Genomic DNA, 15,199 nt, shown 5'->3' with positions numbered 1-15,199 from the left:
GGTTTCCTTGAGGAAAGGGCCGTCACAGGACCTTTTCGAGAAAGGCTTTCAGCCGTGGGTCGGTCGGATTCTGGAAGAGCGTCCCGGGAGGGCCGTGCTCGACGATCACGCCACGGTCGGTGAAGAAGACCTCGTCCGCGACCTCCTGGGCGAAGCGCATCTCGTGGGTGACCAGCACGCAGGTCATGCCCTCGCGCGCCAGATCGCGGATGACGTTCAGGACCTCGCTGACCATCTCGGGGTCGAGCGCGGCGGTGACCTCGTCGAACAGGATGACCTTGGGCTGCATGGCGAGCGCGCGGGCGATGGCGACGCGCTGCTGCTGGCCGCCGGACAGTTCGCCGGGATAGGCGTCCTGCTTTCCGGTCAGCCGGACCTTGGCGAGCAGGGCGAGCGCCCGCTCGCGCACAGCGGCCGGGTTCTCGCCCAGCACCTGCACCGGCGCCATGGTCAGGTTCTGCAGCACCGTGCGGTGCGGGAACAGGTTGTACTGCTGGAAGACCATGGCGACCTGATGCCGCAGCGGCACCAGCGCCTTGTCGCTCGTCAGCGTCTCGACCGCGAAGGGGCCGACGCGGATCGTTCCCCGGTCGATCGACATCAGGCCGTTGATGCAGCGCAGGATCGTCGATTTGCCCGAGCCGGACGGCCCGATGATGCAAACCACGCCGCCGTCGCGGACGGACAGCGACACGCCCCTGAGGACCGTGACGGGGCCGAAGGATTTGTGGACGTCCCGGATCTCGATGAGCGGGGCGGATTGCTGGGAATGCCGGTGATGGGTCATTGGCGAACTCGCACCCGTTGCTCCAGCCACCGCGTCAGGATGGCGATCGGGAAGCAGAAGAGGAAGAAGAGGAACAGCACGTAGAGATAGATTGCCGTCGCGTAATGCGCGCCGTCGCTGGCGATGACGGTGCGGGCGACCGAGAGGATGTCGTTGGCGCCCGTCACCACGACCAGGCTGGTGCCGATGAACAGCATGGCGTAGGTCGTCATCAGGTTCGGGGTCATGAACTGGATCGCCTGGGGCACCACCACGCGGCGCAGGATCTGCAGCCGGCGATAGCCCAGCGAGCGGGCCGATTCCCATTGGCCGGTCGGAACCGCCTCAACGCCGCCGCGGAACACCTCGGCGATGTTGGCCGTCACCGGCAGCGCCAGCCCGATGATCGCCTTGATCACGGGCGAGAACGAGAAGATCGTCCCGAACGCCTCGATCTCGAACGGCAGCAGATAGAGCATCGCGTAGAGCACGACGAGCCACGGCGAGTTCCTGAGCACGTTCATGAGCAGGACCGACGGGGCCCGGACCAGGAGGGATTGGGAGATCATCCCGATGCCGAGCGCGGTGCCGGCGACGGCGGCGATCATCATCGCCCAGATGCTGATGACGATGTTGGCGGCGAAGCCGCCCTCGAACCGGCTGAAGTCCGGGGAGCCGCTGAGAAGCAACGGCGTCCGCGCGGCGAGCGCCTGGAGGACGCGTCCGGTCTCCGCGCCGTAGACGGTGACGAGAAGCGCCGCGAGGACCAGCGTGACACCGGCGGTGCCCAGCGCGAAGAGCTTGAGTTCCGCGTTCATGGCCGTCACGACCCGTAGCCGGGGATGCGGAAGGCGGCGGCGATACGGCGCACCACCAGCACGGCGAGGCTGGCGATCACGAGGTAGATGACCCAGATCAGCAGCATGACCTCCAGGTTGCGGAAGGTTTCCAGCATGATCTGCGTCGCGCCGTACATGATGTCCGCCACGGCCACGAGCACGGCCTGGGACGAGGTCTTGATCAGGCTGACGATGTTGCTGGTCATGGGCGGGATGCTCATCCTGAGGCCGATGGGCAGTTCGACGTGGCGGAAGGTCTGCAGCCGCGAATACCCCAGCGAGCGGGCGCCCTCGACGGTCTGGGCGGGCACGGCGAGCAGCCCTGAGCGGATGATCTCGACGGCGATCGCGCCGTTGTAGAGGCCGAGCGAAAGCACCACGCAGGTGAAGCCGGTGAACAGCGGGATCCGTCCGCCCGTCACCGGATCGGTGAGCGTCAGGCCGATCTCCGACAGCATGAAGTACAGGAAGAACAGCTGGACGAGCGGCGGCGTGTTGCGGAACAGTTCGACGAAGATCGTGACCGGCGATTGCAGGAACCGCACCTTCAGGTGAAGAAGGGCGGCGCCGGCGATGCCGATGGCGAACATCAGGACCATGCCCAGCAGACTGAGCAGGATCGTCGTGCCGATGCCGCGCAGCAACCATGTTCTGATAGAGGGGATCGAACAGCCAACTGAAATCGAGCGTCATGCCGGAATCCTCACGGTCTGACGTTTGGCGGGTTTCTGCATGCGTTCAGTCCCGGCCGTTACGGATGAGCGGAACCGCGTCGAACTCGTCGAGCCGGTTGATGCCCAGCAGCGCCATGGTCCGGGTGATCTCGTCCTTCATCAGGGACAGGGCATGCTCCACGCCGACCCGGTCGCCAGCCGCCGCCGCCAGCAGGAACGGCCGCCCGACGAAAACCAGTTGGGCGCCCAGCTTGACCGCCTTCAGGACGTCGCTGCCACGCCGGACGCCGCCGTCGAACATCACGGTCAAGCGGTCAACCTGATCGGCGATGCGCTCCAGCAGGTCGAGCGAGCCTTGGGCGCAGTCGATCTGCCGGCCGCCATGGTTGGAGACGATGACGCCGTCGACGCCGATCTTTTCCGCCATTCGCGCGTCCGGAGCGGACATCACCCCCTTGAGGACGAGCTTGCCCTTCCAGCGCTGCCGAAGCCGTTCGATGTGCGTCCAGGACAGGCTCGACCGCCGGCCGATGTCGCGGACGAGCGTCCGGGAGAACACGGGCGGCCCCCGCTCCGCATCCATGTTCTCGAAATGCGGCGCGTTGCGCGTCAGCAGGCTGCGCAGCAGCACGCGCCACAGCCAGACCGGCCGCGTCACCCCCTGCCACGCCAGATCGGCGGTCGGCCGCACCGGCGAGCGGAAGCCGTGGCGCGCGGCGAGTTCGTGCTGACCATGCACCGCCGTATCGACGGTCACCACCAGCGTGTCGAAGCCGGCGCGCTCCACCCGCTCGACCAGCGGAAGGATGCGCGCCTCGTCGCCGGGAATGTAAGCCTGGAACCAGCTCGTCGCGCCGGCTTGGCGCACCTCCTCCAACCGGGTCAGCGAGGCCCCGCTCAGGATGAACGGAAGCTTCGCCCTCGCCGCCTCCTGGGCGAAGAGCACGTCGCAGTCCGGCGCCACCAGCCGGCTGAACCCCATGGGCGCGATGCCGAACGGGCTGGCGTAATCGACCCCGAAGATGCGCGTCGACGCGTCGGTCCGGGAGACGTCGACGAGAACGTTCGGGATGAAGGACCGCTCGGCGAAGCTTTGCAGGTTCCGGCGATGCGTCGCGCCGTCCTCGGCGTGGCCGGAGACGTATTTGAAGATCGCCCGTGGCAGCCTCCGTTCCGCCATCGGTTCGAAGTCGTTCAGGCACAGGGCCTGCTCCACGACCCGTGGCGTTCGCCGCGACGTGACCTCGATCTTGTGCATGCTGTCTTTCCGATCATGCGGACGAGCCGGCCGCGGTGGAGGGCCTCAGTTCGCCGCGGCGGCCTTCACCTTCGCGTCGGCGGCCCGCTTGGTCACGTAGTCGCTGACGCCGAGCTTGTACTTCTTCTCGCCCTCGACCATCAGCCCCGACGCCTCGGCCCGGATGATGGCCTTGTTGACGGCGTTCAGGAAGGCGGGTTCGTTCTTGCGGACGCCGCCGCCGATGGGGATGTAGTCGAAGGTGTCGAGCGCGATCTTGTACTTGTCGCTCCAACCCTCCTCGGCGACCTTCATGTGAAGGTTCGGGCCATCATACGCGATCGCGTCGCACCGGTTGTCCTGGAAGGCCTTGTAGATCTCCGAGGTTCCGGTGAACAGGACCAGATCGGCGCCGTATTTCTCGATCAGCGTCCGGTTGTAGACGTTGCCCTGGCTTCCACAGAGCTTGTGTCCCTTGACGTCTTCCCAGGATTTGTACTCCGCGCTCTTCGGCGTCAGCAGCACCATCCCGGCCATCAGATAGTATTCCGCCGTGTAGTCGATGATCTTCTCGCGCTCGGCCGTCTTGCCCAGCGTCGCGAAGATCACGTCGATGCGCCCGGCGTTCAGCAGCTCGATGCGGTTCGAGGCCACGACCGGAACCAGTTCGATCGCGGTCTCCGAGCCGAACATGTCCTTGGCGACGGCGCGCGCGAGATCGATCTCGAAGCCGGTCAGTTCGCCCTTCTGGTCGAGGAAGCCGAAGGGCACGTAATCGTTCCGGATGCCGGCGATCAGCTTGCCGCGCTGCTTGACGCGGTCGAGCTGATCGGCCTTTGCCTCGGCGCAAAAGACGAGGCTGGTCGCCAGCAGGGAGAGGAGGGCAAGCGGCTTGGCGAAACGAGGCGTCATGAAGATCCCCTTTTGCTTGAGCGCACGAAAAATCGATGGGATCGGCGCTTCGGAGCCTATGATCGCGTTGTCTTTCATAATGTCATAATAGATAATTTGCCCCTGAGAATAAGCTGAACTTATGGCTGAGGCCGATGAACGTCCGACAGATCGAGGCCTTCCAGGCAGTCATGGCGAGCGGCAGCGTGACGCGTGCGGGGGAGCGGTTGAGCATCTCGCAGCCCGCCGTCAGCCAGTTGATCGCGCAATTCGAACGGAGCTGCGGCTTCCGCCTGTTCAACCGCCAGGGCAGCAAGATCACGCCGACCCGCGAGGCCGAAGCGCTCTACAACGAGGTCCAGCGCATGTTCATCGGTGTCGGCCAGATCGCACGGGTGGCGACGGCGCTGCGCGACCAGAACTGGGGCTCCGTCAGCGTCGGCGCCTTCCCGGCTATCGCCCGGCGTGTGCTGCCAGAGATCGTGTGGAGCTTCTGCGAGGCGCATCCAGACATGCGCTTCCGTCTGGAAAGCATGCGCTCACGCAGCCTGATCGACGCGGTCGCGGCCCAGCATGTGGATTTCGGCCTGAGCATCCTGCCGGGCGACCGTCCCGAGGTGGTCAGCGCGCATCTGCACCGCCTGCGCGGGGTCTGCATCCTGCCGGCCGGGCATCCTCTGGCCGAGCGGCACACCATCCGCGCCCACGACCTCGCGAACGAGGATTTCATCTCGCTCGGTCCGCAGGATCATTCGCGCTTCATGATCGACCGTGTGTTCGACGAACTCAAGGTGCCCCGGCGCAGCCGCATCGAGGCCGGCCAATCGGAGACGGCCTTTTCCTTCGTTGCGGCCAAGGCCGGCGTCGCCGTGGTCGACCCGATCAGCGCCTTCAACAACGACGACACGCGCATCGCCGTCCGCCGGTTCGAGCCCACCGTCGAATTCGACATTTGGCTGATCCGGCCGAAGGCGGCGCGCTCGTTCAATCTGGTGGACAGCTTCGTCTCGTTCACGCTGGAGCGGCTGGCGGTGTTCGCGTCGACCCTCAACGCAGCTTGAAGGCCGCTCCAGCGCCCGTCCGTTCGGCGGCACTACGACCTTTTCCGCCCCGGGGACCGCGACCTGCACCCCCGCTGGTCGCGGTCCGGGACCGGCTGCTGGAGGTGACCGCGCCGGACCGGTAGCGGACCCTCATTCCCCACCGGAATGGGCTGGCTTACGGTGCCGGACGGGCGCCGCGTTCGAAACAGAGTGCAGACCCCTTCATCAAGGCGGACAATCGGCAGCGGTCAGCCCACCGGGACGGCGATGAGCATCAGCGGGACATGATGCTGGCAGCCGTACATGTCGCCATCGCCGGACGAACCCTGGGCGCGCGCGCGCCTGATGGTGATCTTGATCGCGTTGGCCATGTCGATCTCGAAGAAGGACGACACCTGCGAGACGTCGATGCCGTAGGCCCTGGCGACCGACTCCGCGCTGATCGCACCGGTCGCGCGAACGGCCTCGTAGCGATCCTTGTCCTTGAACAGGATGTCGAAGGTGATCCGGTAGGGGCCCGCATTCTTGCTGCGGACGATGTCGGCCAGATCCTTGAGCGGGCGCGTGTTCATCTCAGAGATCCTCGTAGCGGACAGGGAACAGCTCGGTCGGGGTGTCGACCTTCATCAGGTGGTAGGCGCTGAACTCGTAGACCGGTCCCAGATCCAGGTCCGAAGGGGAATAGGGGAAGGCGAGGTTGCCGGATGTGTTGATGATGCCCGGGTAATGGTAATGCAGCATCGCGCCGCTGATCTGGTGGCACGCCGCATGGGCCAGTTCCTGGTCGGCGGCCGTCACCTCGATCACGAGGCCGATTTCGCGCTGGGGCGCCGTCTCCGGCTCCAATTCCTTCATCACGCCGTTGCCGCCGTAGACGTGGAAGGCCACGGCGACCGGCGCCGGGGCGAAGTAGTCCAGGGCCTTCCGGCGGACGTCGTCCAGGATCGCGTCGAGCGCCCGGATCGTGGTCGGGCAGCGGATGCCGGCGATGGCAATGGAGCGGTAGCCGGCAAGCCTGGCCCCTTCGAGCTTCACGTAGTAATCGGTCGTTTCCGTCAACGTGGCGCCGCGCACCCGGACCTGACGCTCCCCGACCTGCTCGAACGAGCAGCCGGACAGATCGATCTCATGGCCAGGGCCGGATTGCTTGAAGGGGTTCTCGCGTTCGTACAGCGAATGGGCGGCGACGGATTTGACCGAGGCGCGCCTCGCCGTGCTGCCGGGCTCCAGCAGGAAGCTGTCCTCCTCCACCGTGCCGAGCATCACGTCCATGGCGAAGGGCTCGGCCGAGAAGGCTCCGCATTCGAGGATCTTCCCCATATGGATCGCCAGCGCCGGATCGGCCCCGCGCCAGATCGGGAAGGCGGCGATCACCGAATCGTCGCAGGCCCGGCCGGCGATGACGACGTCCGCGCCGCCGTCGAGCGCTTCGCAGATCGGCTCGTGCCCCATCTGCGCGACCAGCGTCACCGTCTCGTCCAGAAGCTCCGCGGTCAGGGGGGTACCGGCTTCGAAATCGACGATCTCGCCCGCCGCGACCGCCCGTTTGGCCCGCTCGATCGGGATGTCCGAGCGGATGGTCGCGAGCCTGAAGTTCAGGCCCTGCTCCTGGGCGATCTCGCGGACCAGCCGGGCCGTCCGCTCGACCTGGACGCCCGACCCGGCACCGCCGACGCTGCCGACGATGACCGGGATGCCGGCCGTGCGGCCGGCGCGGATGAGCATGGTCAGTTCCCGCTTGATGCTGACGTCCGACACCAGCGGCTTGCCGGAGCCGAGATAATGCGGTCCCGGATCGGTCGATCCGGCGTCCACCGCAATGACGGCCGGTCCCAGCGACATGCCGCGGGCCAAAGCGTCGTCGCCGAAACCGTATCCTAGCGTCCCCGTCGGGGTGAGCACTGTAATTGCGGCCATCAACCACCTCGAATCGTCAACGAAGGGGGGATCGGGCAGGCACTTCGTTCCTGCCGGCGATCCGGTTGCTCCGCTGGAATTGAGGGCTCGGGCGCCGGTCGGGTCAAATCGCTTATGGCGGCTCAGCCATAACCAGGGGATATGCCCCTCGCGGTGCCTATTCCGGCGCGCCGATCAGCTTCGCGAGCTCCGCGATCCTGGCCGCCAGCCGGGTGCGGACATGCGCGATCAGTGCTTGCGAACTTAGCGAGATGTCGCGGAAGCTCGGCGTGACGACCCAGATGTCGTAGGTCACCAGCGGCCGGAATGGGCGCACGACAAGCTGGGACGGAGCGAAATCGACCGTGCTCAACGGATCCACGATGGCGACGCCGACTCCGGCGGCCACGAAGGAGCAGCAGGCTTCGGTCAACTGCGCCTTCAGGACGATGTCGCGTGCGGCGCCGCATTCGGAGAAGGCCTGATCGACCTTGAGCTGGGCCCGGTCCTCCTCGGCCATCGCGACGAAACGCTCGCCATGCAGATCCCCGGCTTCGATCACCGGGCGACCGGCCAGCCTGTGACCGGCCGGCAGGATGCAAACCGCGTCCATCGAGCACAGCCTGTCGAAACGGACCCCGGGACGCTCGGACGCGACCATGCCGAAGCCGACATCGACCCCCTGCGAGGCGACCCGGTCGACGAGAAGCCAGGAATTACGGCTCGACAGCGTCACCCGCAGCCCCGGCTTCGACCGCAGGAAGTCCGCCAGGATCGGCGGCAGGACGCGGGTCGCGAGCGACGGAAAGGCGACGATCTCGATCTCGCCATAGTTGAACTGCCGGATGGCGCGGGCCCGTGCCGACACGGAATCGACGCCGAGAAAGACCCGTTCGACCTCGGAGTACAGCATCTCGCCTTCGGCGGTCGGAATGACGCCGTTCTTCTGCCGATGGAACAGGGAGAAGCCGCAGGAGCGCTCCAGCAGCAGGATCAGCTTGCTCACCGCAGGCTGGGACAGATGCAGCTTTTCCGCCGCCCGCGTGAAGCTTCCCAATTCGACGATGGCCTTGAACGCTTCGAGCTGCCGGATGTTCATAACCGGAGGTTATCGTGGATCGCCGCGCGGCACGAGCGTCCCTTTGGGTAGCGTCGAGCGGTTGTTCCGGTGCTCCGTAGGGCACCATGGGGGGCTCTGTTGCAAAGTTTGCCGGCAGGCGCGAGACGAGGCGTTGGTGCACGGATGGCAGCGGGGGCACACTGGGCCACTCTGCGACCTTGGTTCAGGTGGGGCGGACGGAGTTCGGGCGCGCTTGATCGATCATCCGATTCAGGATGGTGGCCTCGGCTTGCTGGCCAGGCAACATGCGGGCACGAAGCTGGTTGCCAAGGATGCGCTTGTAGCGCGCCATCGCGGTTTCCGCCTTGCTCCGCTTCCCATAGCCGGTGTGCCCTTGCTATCCCAGGCGACCGTGCTCGGCGATGCTCTGGATGTGGCGGTCCCGCTGTGTCGGCTCGGTGGCGGCTGTTACCCTGGGCACCGCCGTAGCGCGCGGAGGGATGACGACCGTGGCGCCGGCATCCCGGGCGGCGATGGTGCCGCTGGTCTGGCCAAGCAACGGGCCGACCTGGGAGGCGTCGCCGTCGTCGGTGGTCGTCAGCGTAGCGGCGACGATGGTGTTGGTGGTCGCATCGACGGCCAGATGGAGCTTCCTTCAGCTCCGGTGCCCGCGCACGCCATGCTTGTCGCGGTGCCACTCGCCGGCCCCATAGACTTTGGGCCCGGTGCTGTCGATCACCAGGGTGACCGGACCCGCCGGCAAAGCCGTCGCCAACACCGATTTCCGGCGGGCCGCCCGCCGGCTGATCGTGGTGTGGTCAGGCACCGGCAGGTCCAAGCCCATGAGAGCAAGTAGCGAACTGAGCAGCCCTTCGGTTTGGCGCAGCGGCTGATGGAAAACCAGGCGCACCATGACCGCAGTGTCGATCGCGGTCTGCGAATAGCGTGCCTGACCGCTTGGCGTCTTCCGCGGTGGCGCTCGCCACGCGGCGATCGCCGCGTCGCTGACCCACTGCGTCAGGCTGCCGCGCCGCCGCAGGCCGGCCTCATACGCCGCCCAGTTCGTCACCTGGAACCGCATCTTCGGGATGTGGTGCCGCCGGTCATCGTTGTGTATGTTCGGCATGCCGAGGATGACCAATTCACGGGAGATCGTGGAGACACCCTTTTACAGGACTACCCGCGATCAGCAAATCCACCCTTCGCCGCCTCCGTGCACCAACGCCGGTTAGAGCTTCAAACCTTCAAAAAAGGTCTTGAGTTCCCGAGCAAGGGCATCGGGTTGCTCTTCCGGAATATAGTGGCCGCTCTTCGCTATGACACCACCTCTAACATCCTTGCCCAATGGTTGCATGGCCTCGAAGATGTTTGGCGCACTGCCCACATCTCCGCCAAGCGCCAAAATTGGAAGTTGGAGTTTGTGAGCGAACAGTTGCTTGTTCTGCTCCATATCCTCAATGACCGCCCGGTAATAGCCCAGCATACCGCGCATGCCGCCAAGCATCCCGTAGACACGTTCATATTCCTCAATGTCGGTGGCATCGAAAGTTGCCATGGCGTTTGCCGTTTTCCGATTGAAGAACCATTCGATGAGGACACGTTCCCGACCCGCCAACAACGCTTCCGGCAGGTCCTCGATCATGTTGAACAGGAAATGCCAATTCCGCCAGTAATCGGGATCAGCGACCTTGATCGTCGGCTGCAGGGTGACGCCGGGAATGTTCGCATCAAGGAACACGACACCGCCCAGTTCTTTTTCAAATTCATGCGCATAGGGATAGGCAACCCAGGATCCGACGTCATGGCCGACGAGAAAATGTCGTTCGACGCCCAACGTCTTCAACAGGGAATTGACGCGACGGGCCGTCGTTTGGGTGTCGTAACCCCCAATGGGTTTGTCGGAATCTCCTTGTCCGGGAAGATCGAGTGCGATGACGTGAAAATCCGACGCAAGCAGCGGCATGACCCGGCGCCACGCGTACCAGCTCTGCGGGAAGCCTGCGATCAGCACCACCGTTGGTCCCGATCCGCCGACCACGCAGTGGAAACGCAATCCCGATGCCGCGATCAGCTTGCGCTGGAACGGCACCCCTCCCAATTCCATAGTCCTCGACATGATGGCCCTTCGTTGGTTGGAACTCACAGCGGGTCGCACCCGTTCTGTGGCGGGGCAGGTTGATCAGACCGACTGAACGATTGCGATCAGTTCGACCTCGACGGGAGCGTTGTGCGGCAACTCCGCGACGCCGACGGCGCTTCGCGCATGAGCACCTGCCAGTGAGCCGAAGCGCTCCAGGAACACATCAGACGCCGCGTCGATGACGGCACCCTGGCTGTTGAAGCCTGGAGCGGAGGCGACAAATCCCGTCAGTTTGATGACACGCTGGATGTTCGCCTCGCCCACACTGTCCGAAAGCGCGGCGATGCACGCCTCGGCGCAAAGCCGAGCGGCAAGGCGGGCGGTGTCCAGATCGACTTCCGCCCCGACCTTTCCACGAACCTGCAATTCTCCGGCGATGCGGGGCAATTGTCCGCTCACATACGCGACACCAGCATGGACGACGACGGGCGTGACGCGTGCGCTCGGTGTGGCGGTTGCGGCACCGGTTGTCTTGTTCATGACCATGTTCCGTGTGACTTGGAGTGCATCAGTCGAAATGGGTCATATCGGCTGGAAGAGGTTGGCCGAACCATTTGACGAAGATGGTGTTGAGCTTGCCGTTCTCGATGTTCTTGCGAACCCAGTCATTCACCCAGCCAAGAAGTTCCGGCTCTCCCTTGCGCACGCCGACACCCATCGGGTAGGTTTTCATGGTGAATTTAAAGTCGAGATCGAGCGACTTGTTCTGCTCCTTGATCACGGCAAGATCGGAGAGCGTCGATGCCAGGTATTTCTGTTGACCGGTTAGCATGGCGGTCTTCGTCGTCGCCTCATCGGCGTATCTCACAACGGTGACGTTCGGGACGCCCTTCGTAATCCGCGCAAGCTCAATGTCCGCGGTGACGCCGCTGGCGACGGCAATCGCCTTGCCTTCGAGGTCGGCCGGATTGCGAATGGTCTCCTTGCTCGGTCCGGCAATGTTCAGGGGTATGGTGCCGTAGGGTGCGGAAATGTCGATTACCTTTTTCCGATCCTCGGTGATGGAAACCGCGGCAACGACGATATCGACCTTGTTGCTGATCAGGAAGGGGATGCGGTTGGGCCCGGAGACATTGACCGTCTCCAGCTTCACTCCAAGATCTTTCGCCAACAACTCAGCGGTTTCAAGGTCGGAGCCGATGGGTTCGGCCTTGTCGTTGATCGAGCCGAACGGCGGGTGTGAAAAATCAATTCCAACGATGATGCTGCCACGGCTTTTGATCATGTCCAGTTTGCCGGCGGCCGACGCTGGCAGCGCGGCGACCAGCAGAGCCGCCATTCCCACGCCCATGCAGGAAAACCATTTCAACATCTTACTCTCCTGTTCGTAGGTTGTTGTTGCAAGCCGTCTCCAAAACAGCGGGAAGAGCTTGCTTGTTTTTCGAGATACAGAGTATCTGGCCGATGATGTGGCCGGAAAGGCAGGAATCACTCAAATCGTTGATTAAAGATCGCTCTCGACGAATTGCGTAAGTTCTTGAGTCTGTGGGTTGGCGAGCAGACTTCTGTCTCCCGTTTCCCAGACCCGTCCCTGATGCATGAACACGATCTGGTCGGCGACCTTCCGCGCAAACCCCATTTCGTGCGTCACCAGAATCATGGTCATCCGTTCGCGTGCGAGCGATTCAATCACCCGCAAAACCTCGCCGGTCAGTTCGGGATCAAGCGCCGAAGTAACCTCGTCGAGCAGCAACACACGTGGCTGCATCGCCAGGGATCGCGCAATCGCGACACGCTGCTGTTGCCCTCCGGACAGCTGCTCCGGATAACAGGACAGCTTGTCGGACAGACCGACACGATCCAACACATGCTCCGCCAATTTCCCGGCATCGCTCTTGGAGAGCTTGCGCACCCGGATCGGCGCCAACATGACGTTCTGAGCAACGGTGAGATGGGGGAAGAGGTTGTAACTTTGGAAGACGATGCCGACGTCTTGCCGAAGCCGACGGAGATCGACGTTCATCTTCCCCAGCTCCCGTCCGCAGACGGTCAACGAGCCGCTGGCGATTTTTTCAAGCCCGTTGACGCAGCGCAAGGCCGTGCTCTTCCCCGACCCTGAGCGACCAAGCAAGGCGACAACTTTGCCCTCTTCGACCGACAGCGAGATGCCCTTCAGAACTTCGAGGGTGCCGAAACGCTTGTGAACGTCTTCAAACTTGACAATCGGATCCGTCATTTCGCAGCCTCTCGTGTTTTCCCAAAAGAGCGTTCCAGTCGTCTGCTGAGTTTGGAAAGAGGAAAGCAAATAAGGAAGTAAAGGGCTCCCGCGATTGTGAATACAACAAACGGTTCATTGCTGTTGTTGTTCACGATGCGGGCTGAGTAGGTTAGTTCCATGAAGGCCAACACCACTGCATAAGAGGTGTTTTTCACGATTTGGACAAAAAATCCGATGGTCGGAGGCGTAGCGATCCGTACCGCTTGCGGCAATATGACGAGGCGCAGGGTGTCGAGGCTGGTCAGAGCAAGGCAATCCGCCGCTTCCCATTGCAGACGCGGCACTGCGCGGATGCAGCCCTTCCAGATCTCGGCAAGAAACGCTGCCGAGTAGGCCGTCATGGCCAAGGCGGCGGCTGCCAAGGTTGGCGGGTCGAAACCGGCGAGCCCCGCACCGAAATAGACGGCAAACATCAAAATCGGCAATGGGATGCCTTGCACGACGTTGATGCCGAAGCCGGTGGCCAGGCGTGTCGCCATCGATTTTGCGGTCAGGCCGAGAGCCAAGGGAAGCCCCAGCAGAGAACCGCCGACAAAGCCGATCAAGGAGAGCAGGATCGTCCAGCCAGCGCCTTGCAGGATGAAGAGTGATTGTTGCGTGGTCAGGTTGAGCATTGCAGCCTCACAAGGGGGTTCGCAGGCGGCGGTAACGTGTGAAAACCAAAAGACCAACACTGGACAGCGCCGCACGCATCAGGCCCGTCATTCCGATGTAGAGCGCGGCAACGATCATGTAGATCTCAAAACTTCTGAATGTGAACGACTGGATGTACCAAGCAACACCCGTCAATTCCTCAGCCGAAATTTGATACATGATTGATGTTGAAAGCATCATCAGGATCGATTGTCCGACCAACGCCGGAAACACCCGTTCAATCGCCTGAGGCAACTCGATCGCTGTGATCCGCTGCAGAGGCGACAGCCCAAGGCAGTCCGCCGCTTCGATCTCTCCATGTGGCGTCGCTTCCAACCCGGCCCGGATGATCTCTCCAACATAGGCGGCAAAGTTGATGCTCAGCGCCAGGACGGCGGCCATGAAGGGAGACAACCGCAGTCCGAGGGATGCGAGCCCGAAAAAGAGCCAGAATGCTTGAATAAGGGATGGAGTGTTGCGGATGACCTCCACATACACGGCCGCGATGCGGGCGATTGTTGGGGATCCATAGACGCGGGCCAAGGCGCACAACACGCCAAACGCGGCCCCAGGGATCAACGACGCGACCGTCATCACGAATGTCCAGACGACACCCCAGGCGATTGCCGGCCAATAGTCGCTGAGGAAGCTGAAATCAAGCTCTCCAGCCATCGGAGCCTCCCGGTGATGAGCCGGAATGGCGCGCGGAACCCAACCGTCCGAGCGGTTCCAATCCGGCCGCCAGGAAGGCTTCGGCGGCCGGTTCACCCGTCAGATGATCGAGGAAGCGATGAGCCAGCTCGGGCTGGTCGGTCTGCGCGAACACCGCTGCGGCGAAATGGGTGTAGGCACCGTAGGGTTCCGGAAAGGGGCCGACGATGTCGGCCCCGGCGACCACCATAAGCTCGCTCATCTGCTGCACGGCCAGTTCAGCCTCACCGGAAATCAACAGTTCGGCCGTGAAGCCCTTGGGTATGACGATCGCCTTCCGACCGATTTCCCAGGAGATGCCAAGTCTCTCGACAAGAGATTTGAAGAAAATGCCGCTGGCACCGGATTGCGAGTAGACGATCGACTTTGCCGCGAGCAGCGCGTTGACGAAGGCGTCCGGTGTCGAAACATCGATGGCCTCGGTGCCGGCCCGCTTGGCCAAACCCACTGCCGTTCGCGCGACGATCACGCGGCTGTCCGGCAGCAGGGTTCGATTCCCGGTGAGTGCGTCGAGCGCCGTGTCGATCGCGACAATGACATCCGCCCTCCGCCCCGCCGCGATTGTCTGAAGAAGGACGGTGGTGGGATCGTATATCATGGCCAACCGGTGGCCGGACTGCGCTTCAAAGGCGGGCCCGATCCTCTCCTTGAGCGGACCGAGGATTCCAAGTGTGCTCATCACCGAGAGTGACCGGTTGTTCATGGTGAATCATCACCTTCCAATGTGGTGGGTGTGCCGGTGCATTGCGCAGGTCGATGCGCGGAATGGACTGAAGACGCAGCTGGTTGCCGGATGGAGCGAAGACCCGTTTCGCCCGTCGGCGTTGCCATCACCGGTTAAATATCCATGACATATACGAGTCCGTCAAGACGGAAGATCATGGTCGATAAGAATCTTAAGTAGACGCATGGATCACACAGGCTGAATGCCCGCAGAAGGCTGCTCGGGACAAGGCTGATGTCGCGTCCCCGCCGCGCCGGAAACGGAGGGACGCGTTGAAGCGCCAACGTGCAAATGCGTACGAAACGCAGTACGCGACGTGGATCGGCGACGTGGGTCGGCCGTCCCCGGAGGCTGGGTTCGGCGGAAA

At 63.4% G+C, this 15,199-nt stretch carries 16 protein-coding genes and 1 pseudogene; 1 reads left to right on the top strand and 16 read right to left on the bottom strand.

Annotated features, from left to right (window positions below; translation table 11 throughout):
• Positions 1-22: 22 nt before the first annotated feature.
• The 5 genes from ACWPN8_RS22325 to ACWPN8_RS22305 form a co-directional block, all read right to left on the bottom strand.
• A complete protein-coding gene (locus ACWPN8_RS22325) occupies positions 23-787 on the bottom strand; it encodes an amino acid ABC transporter ATP-binding protein (RefSeq protein WP_109450215.1) in 765 nt (254 codons plus the stop codon).
• Positions 784-1,584 (bottom strand): amino acid ABC transporter permease, encoded by an 801-nt coding sequence (locus ACWPN8_RS22320; protein ID WP_109450217.1) that lies wholly within the window; start codon positions 1,582-1,584, stop codon positions 784-786. The genes ACWPN8_RS22325 and ACWPN8_RS22320 overlap by 4 nt, the downstream gene beginning before the upstream one ends.
• A 5-nt stretch (positions 1,585-1,589) precedes the next feature.
• Positions 1,590-2,249: an amino acid ABC transporter permease gene (locus ACWPN8_RS22315; protein ID WP_492242326.1), complete on the bottom strand. Its 660-nt coding sequence runs from the start codon at positions 2,247-2,249 to the stop codon at positions 1,590-1,592.
• Positions 2,250-2,343: 94 nt separating this feature from the next.
• Positions 2,344-3,537: an alpha-hydroxy acid oxidase gene (locus tag ACWPN8_RS22310; RefSeq protein ID WP_492242325.1), complete on the bottom strand. Its 1,194-nt coding sequence runs from the start codon at positions 3,535-3,537 to the stop codon at positions 2,344-2,346.
• A gap of 45 nt (positions 3,538-3,582) precedes the next feature.
• Positions 3,583-4,428 carry a transporter substrate-binding domain-containing protein gene (locus ACWPN8_RS22305; protein ID WP_109450221.1) on the bottom strand — a complete coding sequence of 282 codons (846 nt, stop codon included), beginning with the start codon at positions 4,426-4,428 and terminating at the stop codon, positions 3,583-3,585.
• Positions 4,429-4,562: 134 nt separating this feature from the next.
• On the opposite strand from ACWPN8_RS22305, the gene ACWPN8_RS22300 reads away from it, so the two are divergent.
• Positions 4,563-5,468, top strand: a complete 906-nt coding sequence (locus tag ACWPN8_RS22300; RefSeq protein WP_109450223.1) for a LysR substrate-binding domain-containing protein — start codon at positions 4,563-4,565, stop codon at positions 5,466-5,468.
• A 230-nt stretch (positions 5,469-5,698) separates the two neighbouring features.
• Here the strand turns inward: ACWPN8_RS22300 and ACWPN8_RS22295 are convergent, their stop codons facing one another.
• From ACWPN8_RS22295 to ACWPN8_RS22245, 11 genes and pseudogenes are all read right to left on the bottom strand, one after another.
• Positions 5,699-6,022, bottom strand: a complete 324-nt coding sequence (locus ACWPN8_RS22295; protein WP_492242324.1) for a DUF4387 domain-containing protein — start codon at positions 6,020-6,022, stop codon at positions 5,699-5,701.
• A 1-nt stretch (position 6,023) separates the two neighbouring features.
• Positions 6,024-7,367, bottom strand: a complete 1,344-nt coding sequence (locus ACWPN8_RS22290; protein ID WP_492242323.1) for an acyclic terpene utilization AtuA family protein — start codon at positions 7,365-7,367, stop codon at positions 6,024-6,026.
• Between the two features lie 157 nt (positions 7,368-7,524).
• On the bottom strand, positions 7,525-8,445 hold the full coding sequence (locus ACWPN8_RS22285) for a LysR substrate-binding domain-containing protein (protein WP_109450227.1): 921 nt from the start codon (positions 8,443-8,445) through the stop codon (positions 7,525-7,527).
• Between the two features lie 184 nt (positions 8,446-8,629).
• Positions 8,630-9,532: pseudogene (locus ACWPN8_RS22280) on the bottom strand (IS5 family transposase).
• A gap of 102 nt (positions 9,533-9,634) precedes the next feature.
• Positions 9,635-10,495: an alpha/beta fold hydrolase gene (locus tag ACWPN8_RS22275; RefSeq protein ID WP_247873199.1), complete on the bottom strand. Its 861-nt coding sequence runs from the start codon at positions 10,493-10,495 to the stop codon at positions 9,635-9,637.
• Between the two features lie 90 nt (positions 10,496-10,585).
• The gene (locus ACWPN8_RS22270) at positions 10,586-11,026 is read right to left on the bottom strand and encodes a RidA family protein (RefSeq protein ID WP_109450229.1); all 441 of its coding nucleotides are present in this window, start codon (positions 11,024-11,026) and stop codon (positions 10,586-10,588) included.
• A gap of 28 nt (positions 11,027-11,054) precedes the next feature.
• A complete protein-coding gene (locus ACWPN8_RS22265; protein WP_199237687.1) occupies positions 11,055-11,858 on the bottom strand; it encodes a transporter substrate-binding domain-containing protein in 804 nt (267 codons plus the stop codon).
• A gap of 132 nt (positions 11,859-11,990) precedes the next feature.
• Positions 11,991-12,722, bottom strand: coding sequence for an amino acid ABC transporter ATP-binding protein (locus ACWPN8_RS22260; RefSeq protein WP_109450233.1), 732 nt, complete (start codon positions 12,720-12,722; stop codon positions 11,991-11,993).
• Positions 12,719-13,378, bottom strand: a complete 660-nt coding sequence (locus ACWPN8_RS22255) for an amino acid ABC transporter permease (protein ID WP_109450235.1) — start codon at positions 13,376-13,378, stop codon at positions 12,719-12,721. Before ACWPN8_RS22255 ends, ACWPN8_RS22260 begins: the two co-directional genes overlap by 4 nt.
• A gap of 7 nt (positions 13,379-13,385) precedes the next feature.
• Positions 13,386-14,069: an amino acid ABC transporter permease gene (locus ACWPN8_RS22250; RefSeq protein WP_492242322.1), complete on the bottom strand. Its 684-nt coding sequence runs from the start codon at positions 14,067-14,069 to the stop codon at positions 13,386-13,388.
• Complete coding sequence (locus ACWPN8_RS22245; RefSeq protein WP_492242321.1) at positions 14,053-14,811, bottom strand: molybdate ABC transporter substrate-binding protein; 759 nt, start codon at positions 14,809-14,811, stop codon at positions 14,053-14,055. The genes ACWPN8_RS22250 and ACWPN8_RS22245 overlap by 17 nt, the downstream gene beginning before the upstream one ends.
• Positions 14,812-15,199: the final 388 nt, after the last annotated feature.

Source organism: Azospirillum sp. UENF 112521 (genome assembly GCF_058780665.1).
The sequence above is the reverse complement of the archived record's forward strand: the minus strand, read 5'-3'. Positions and strand labels throughout refer to the sequence as shown.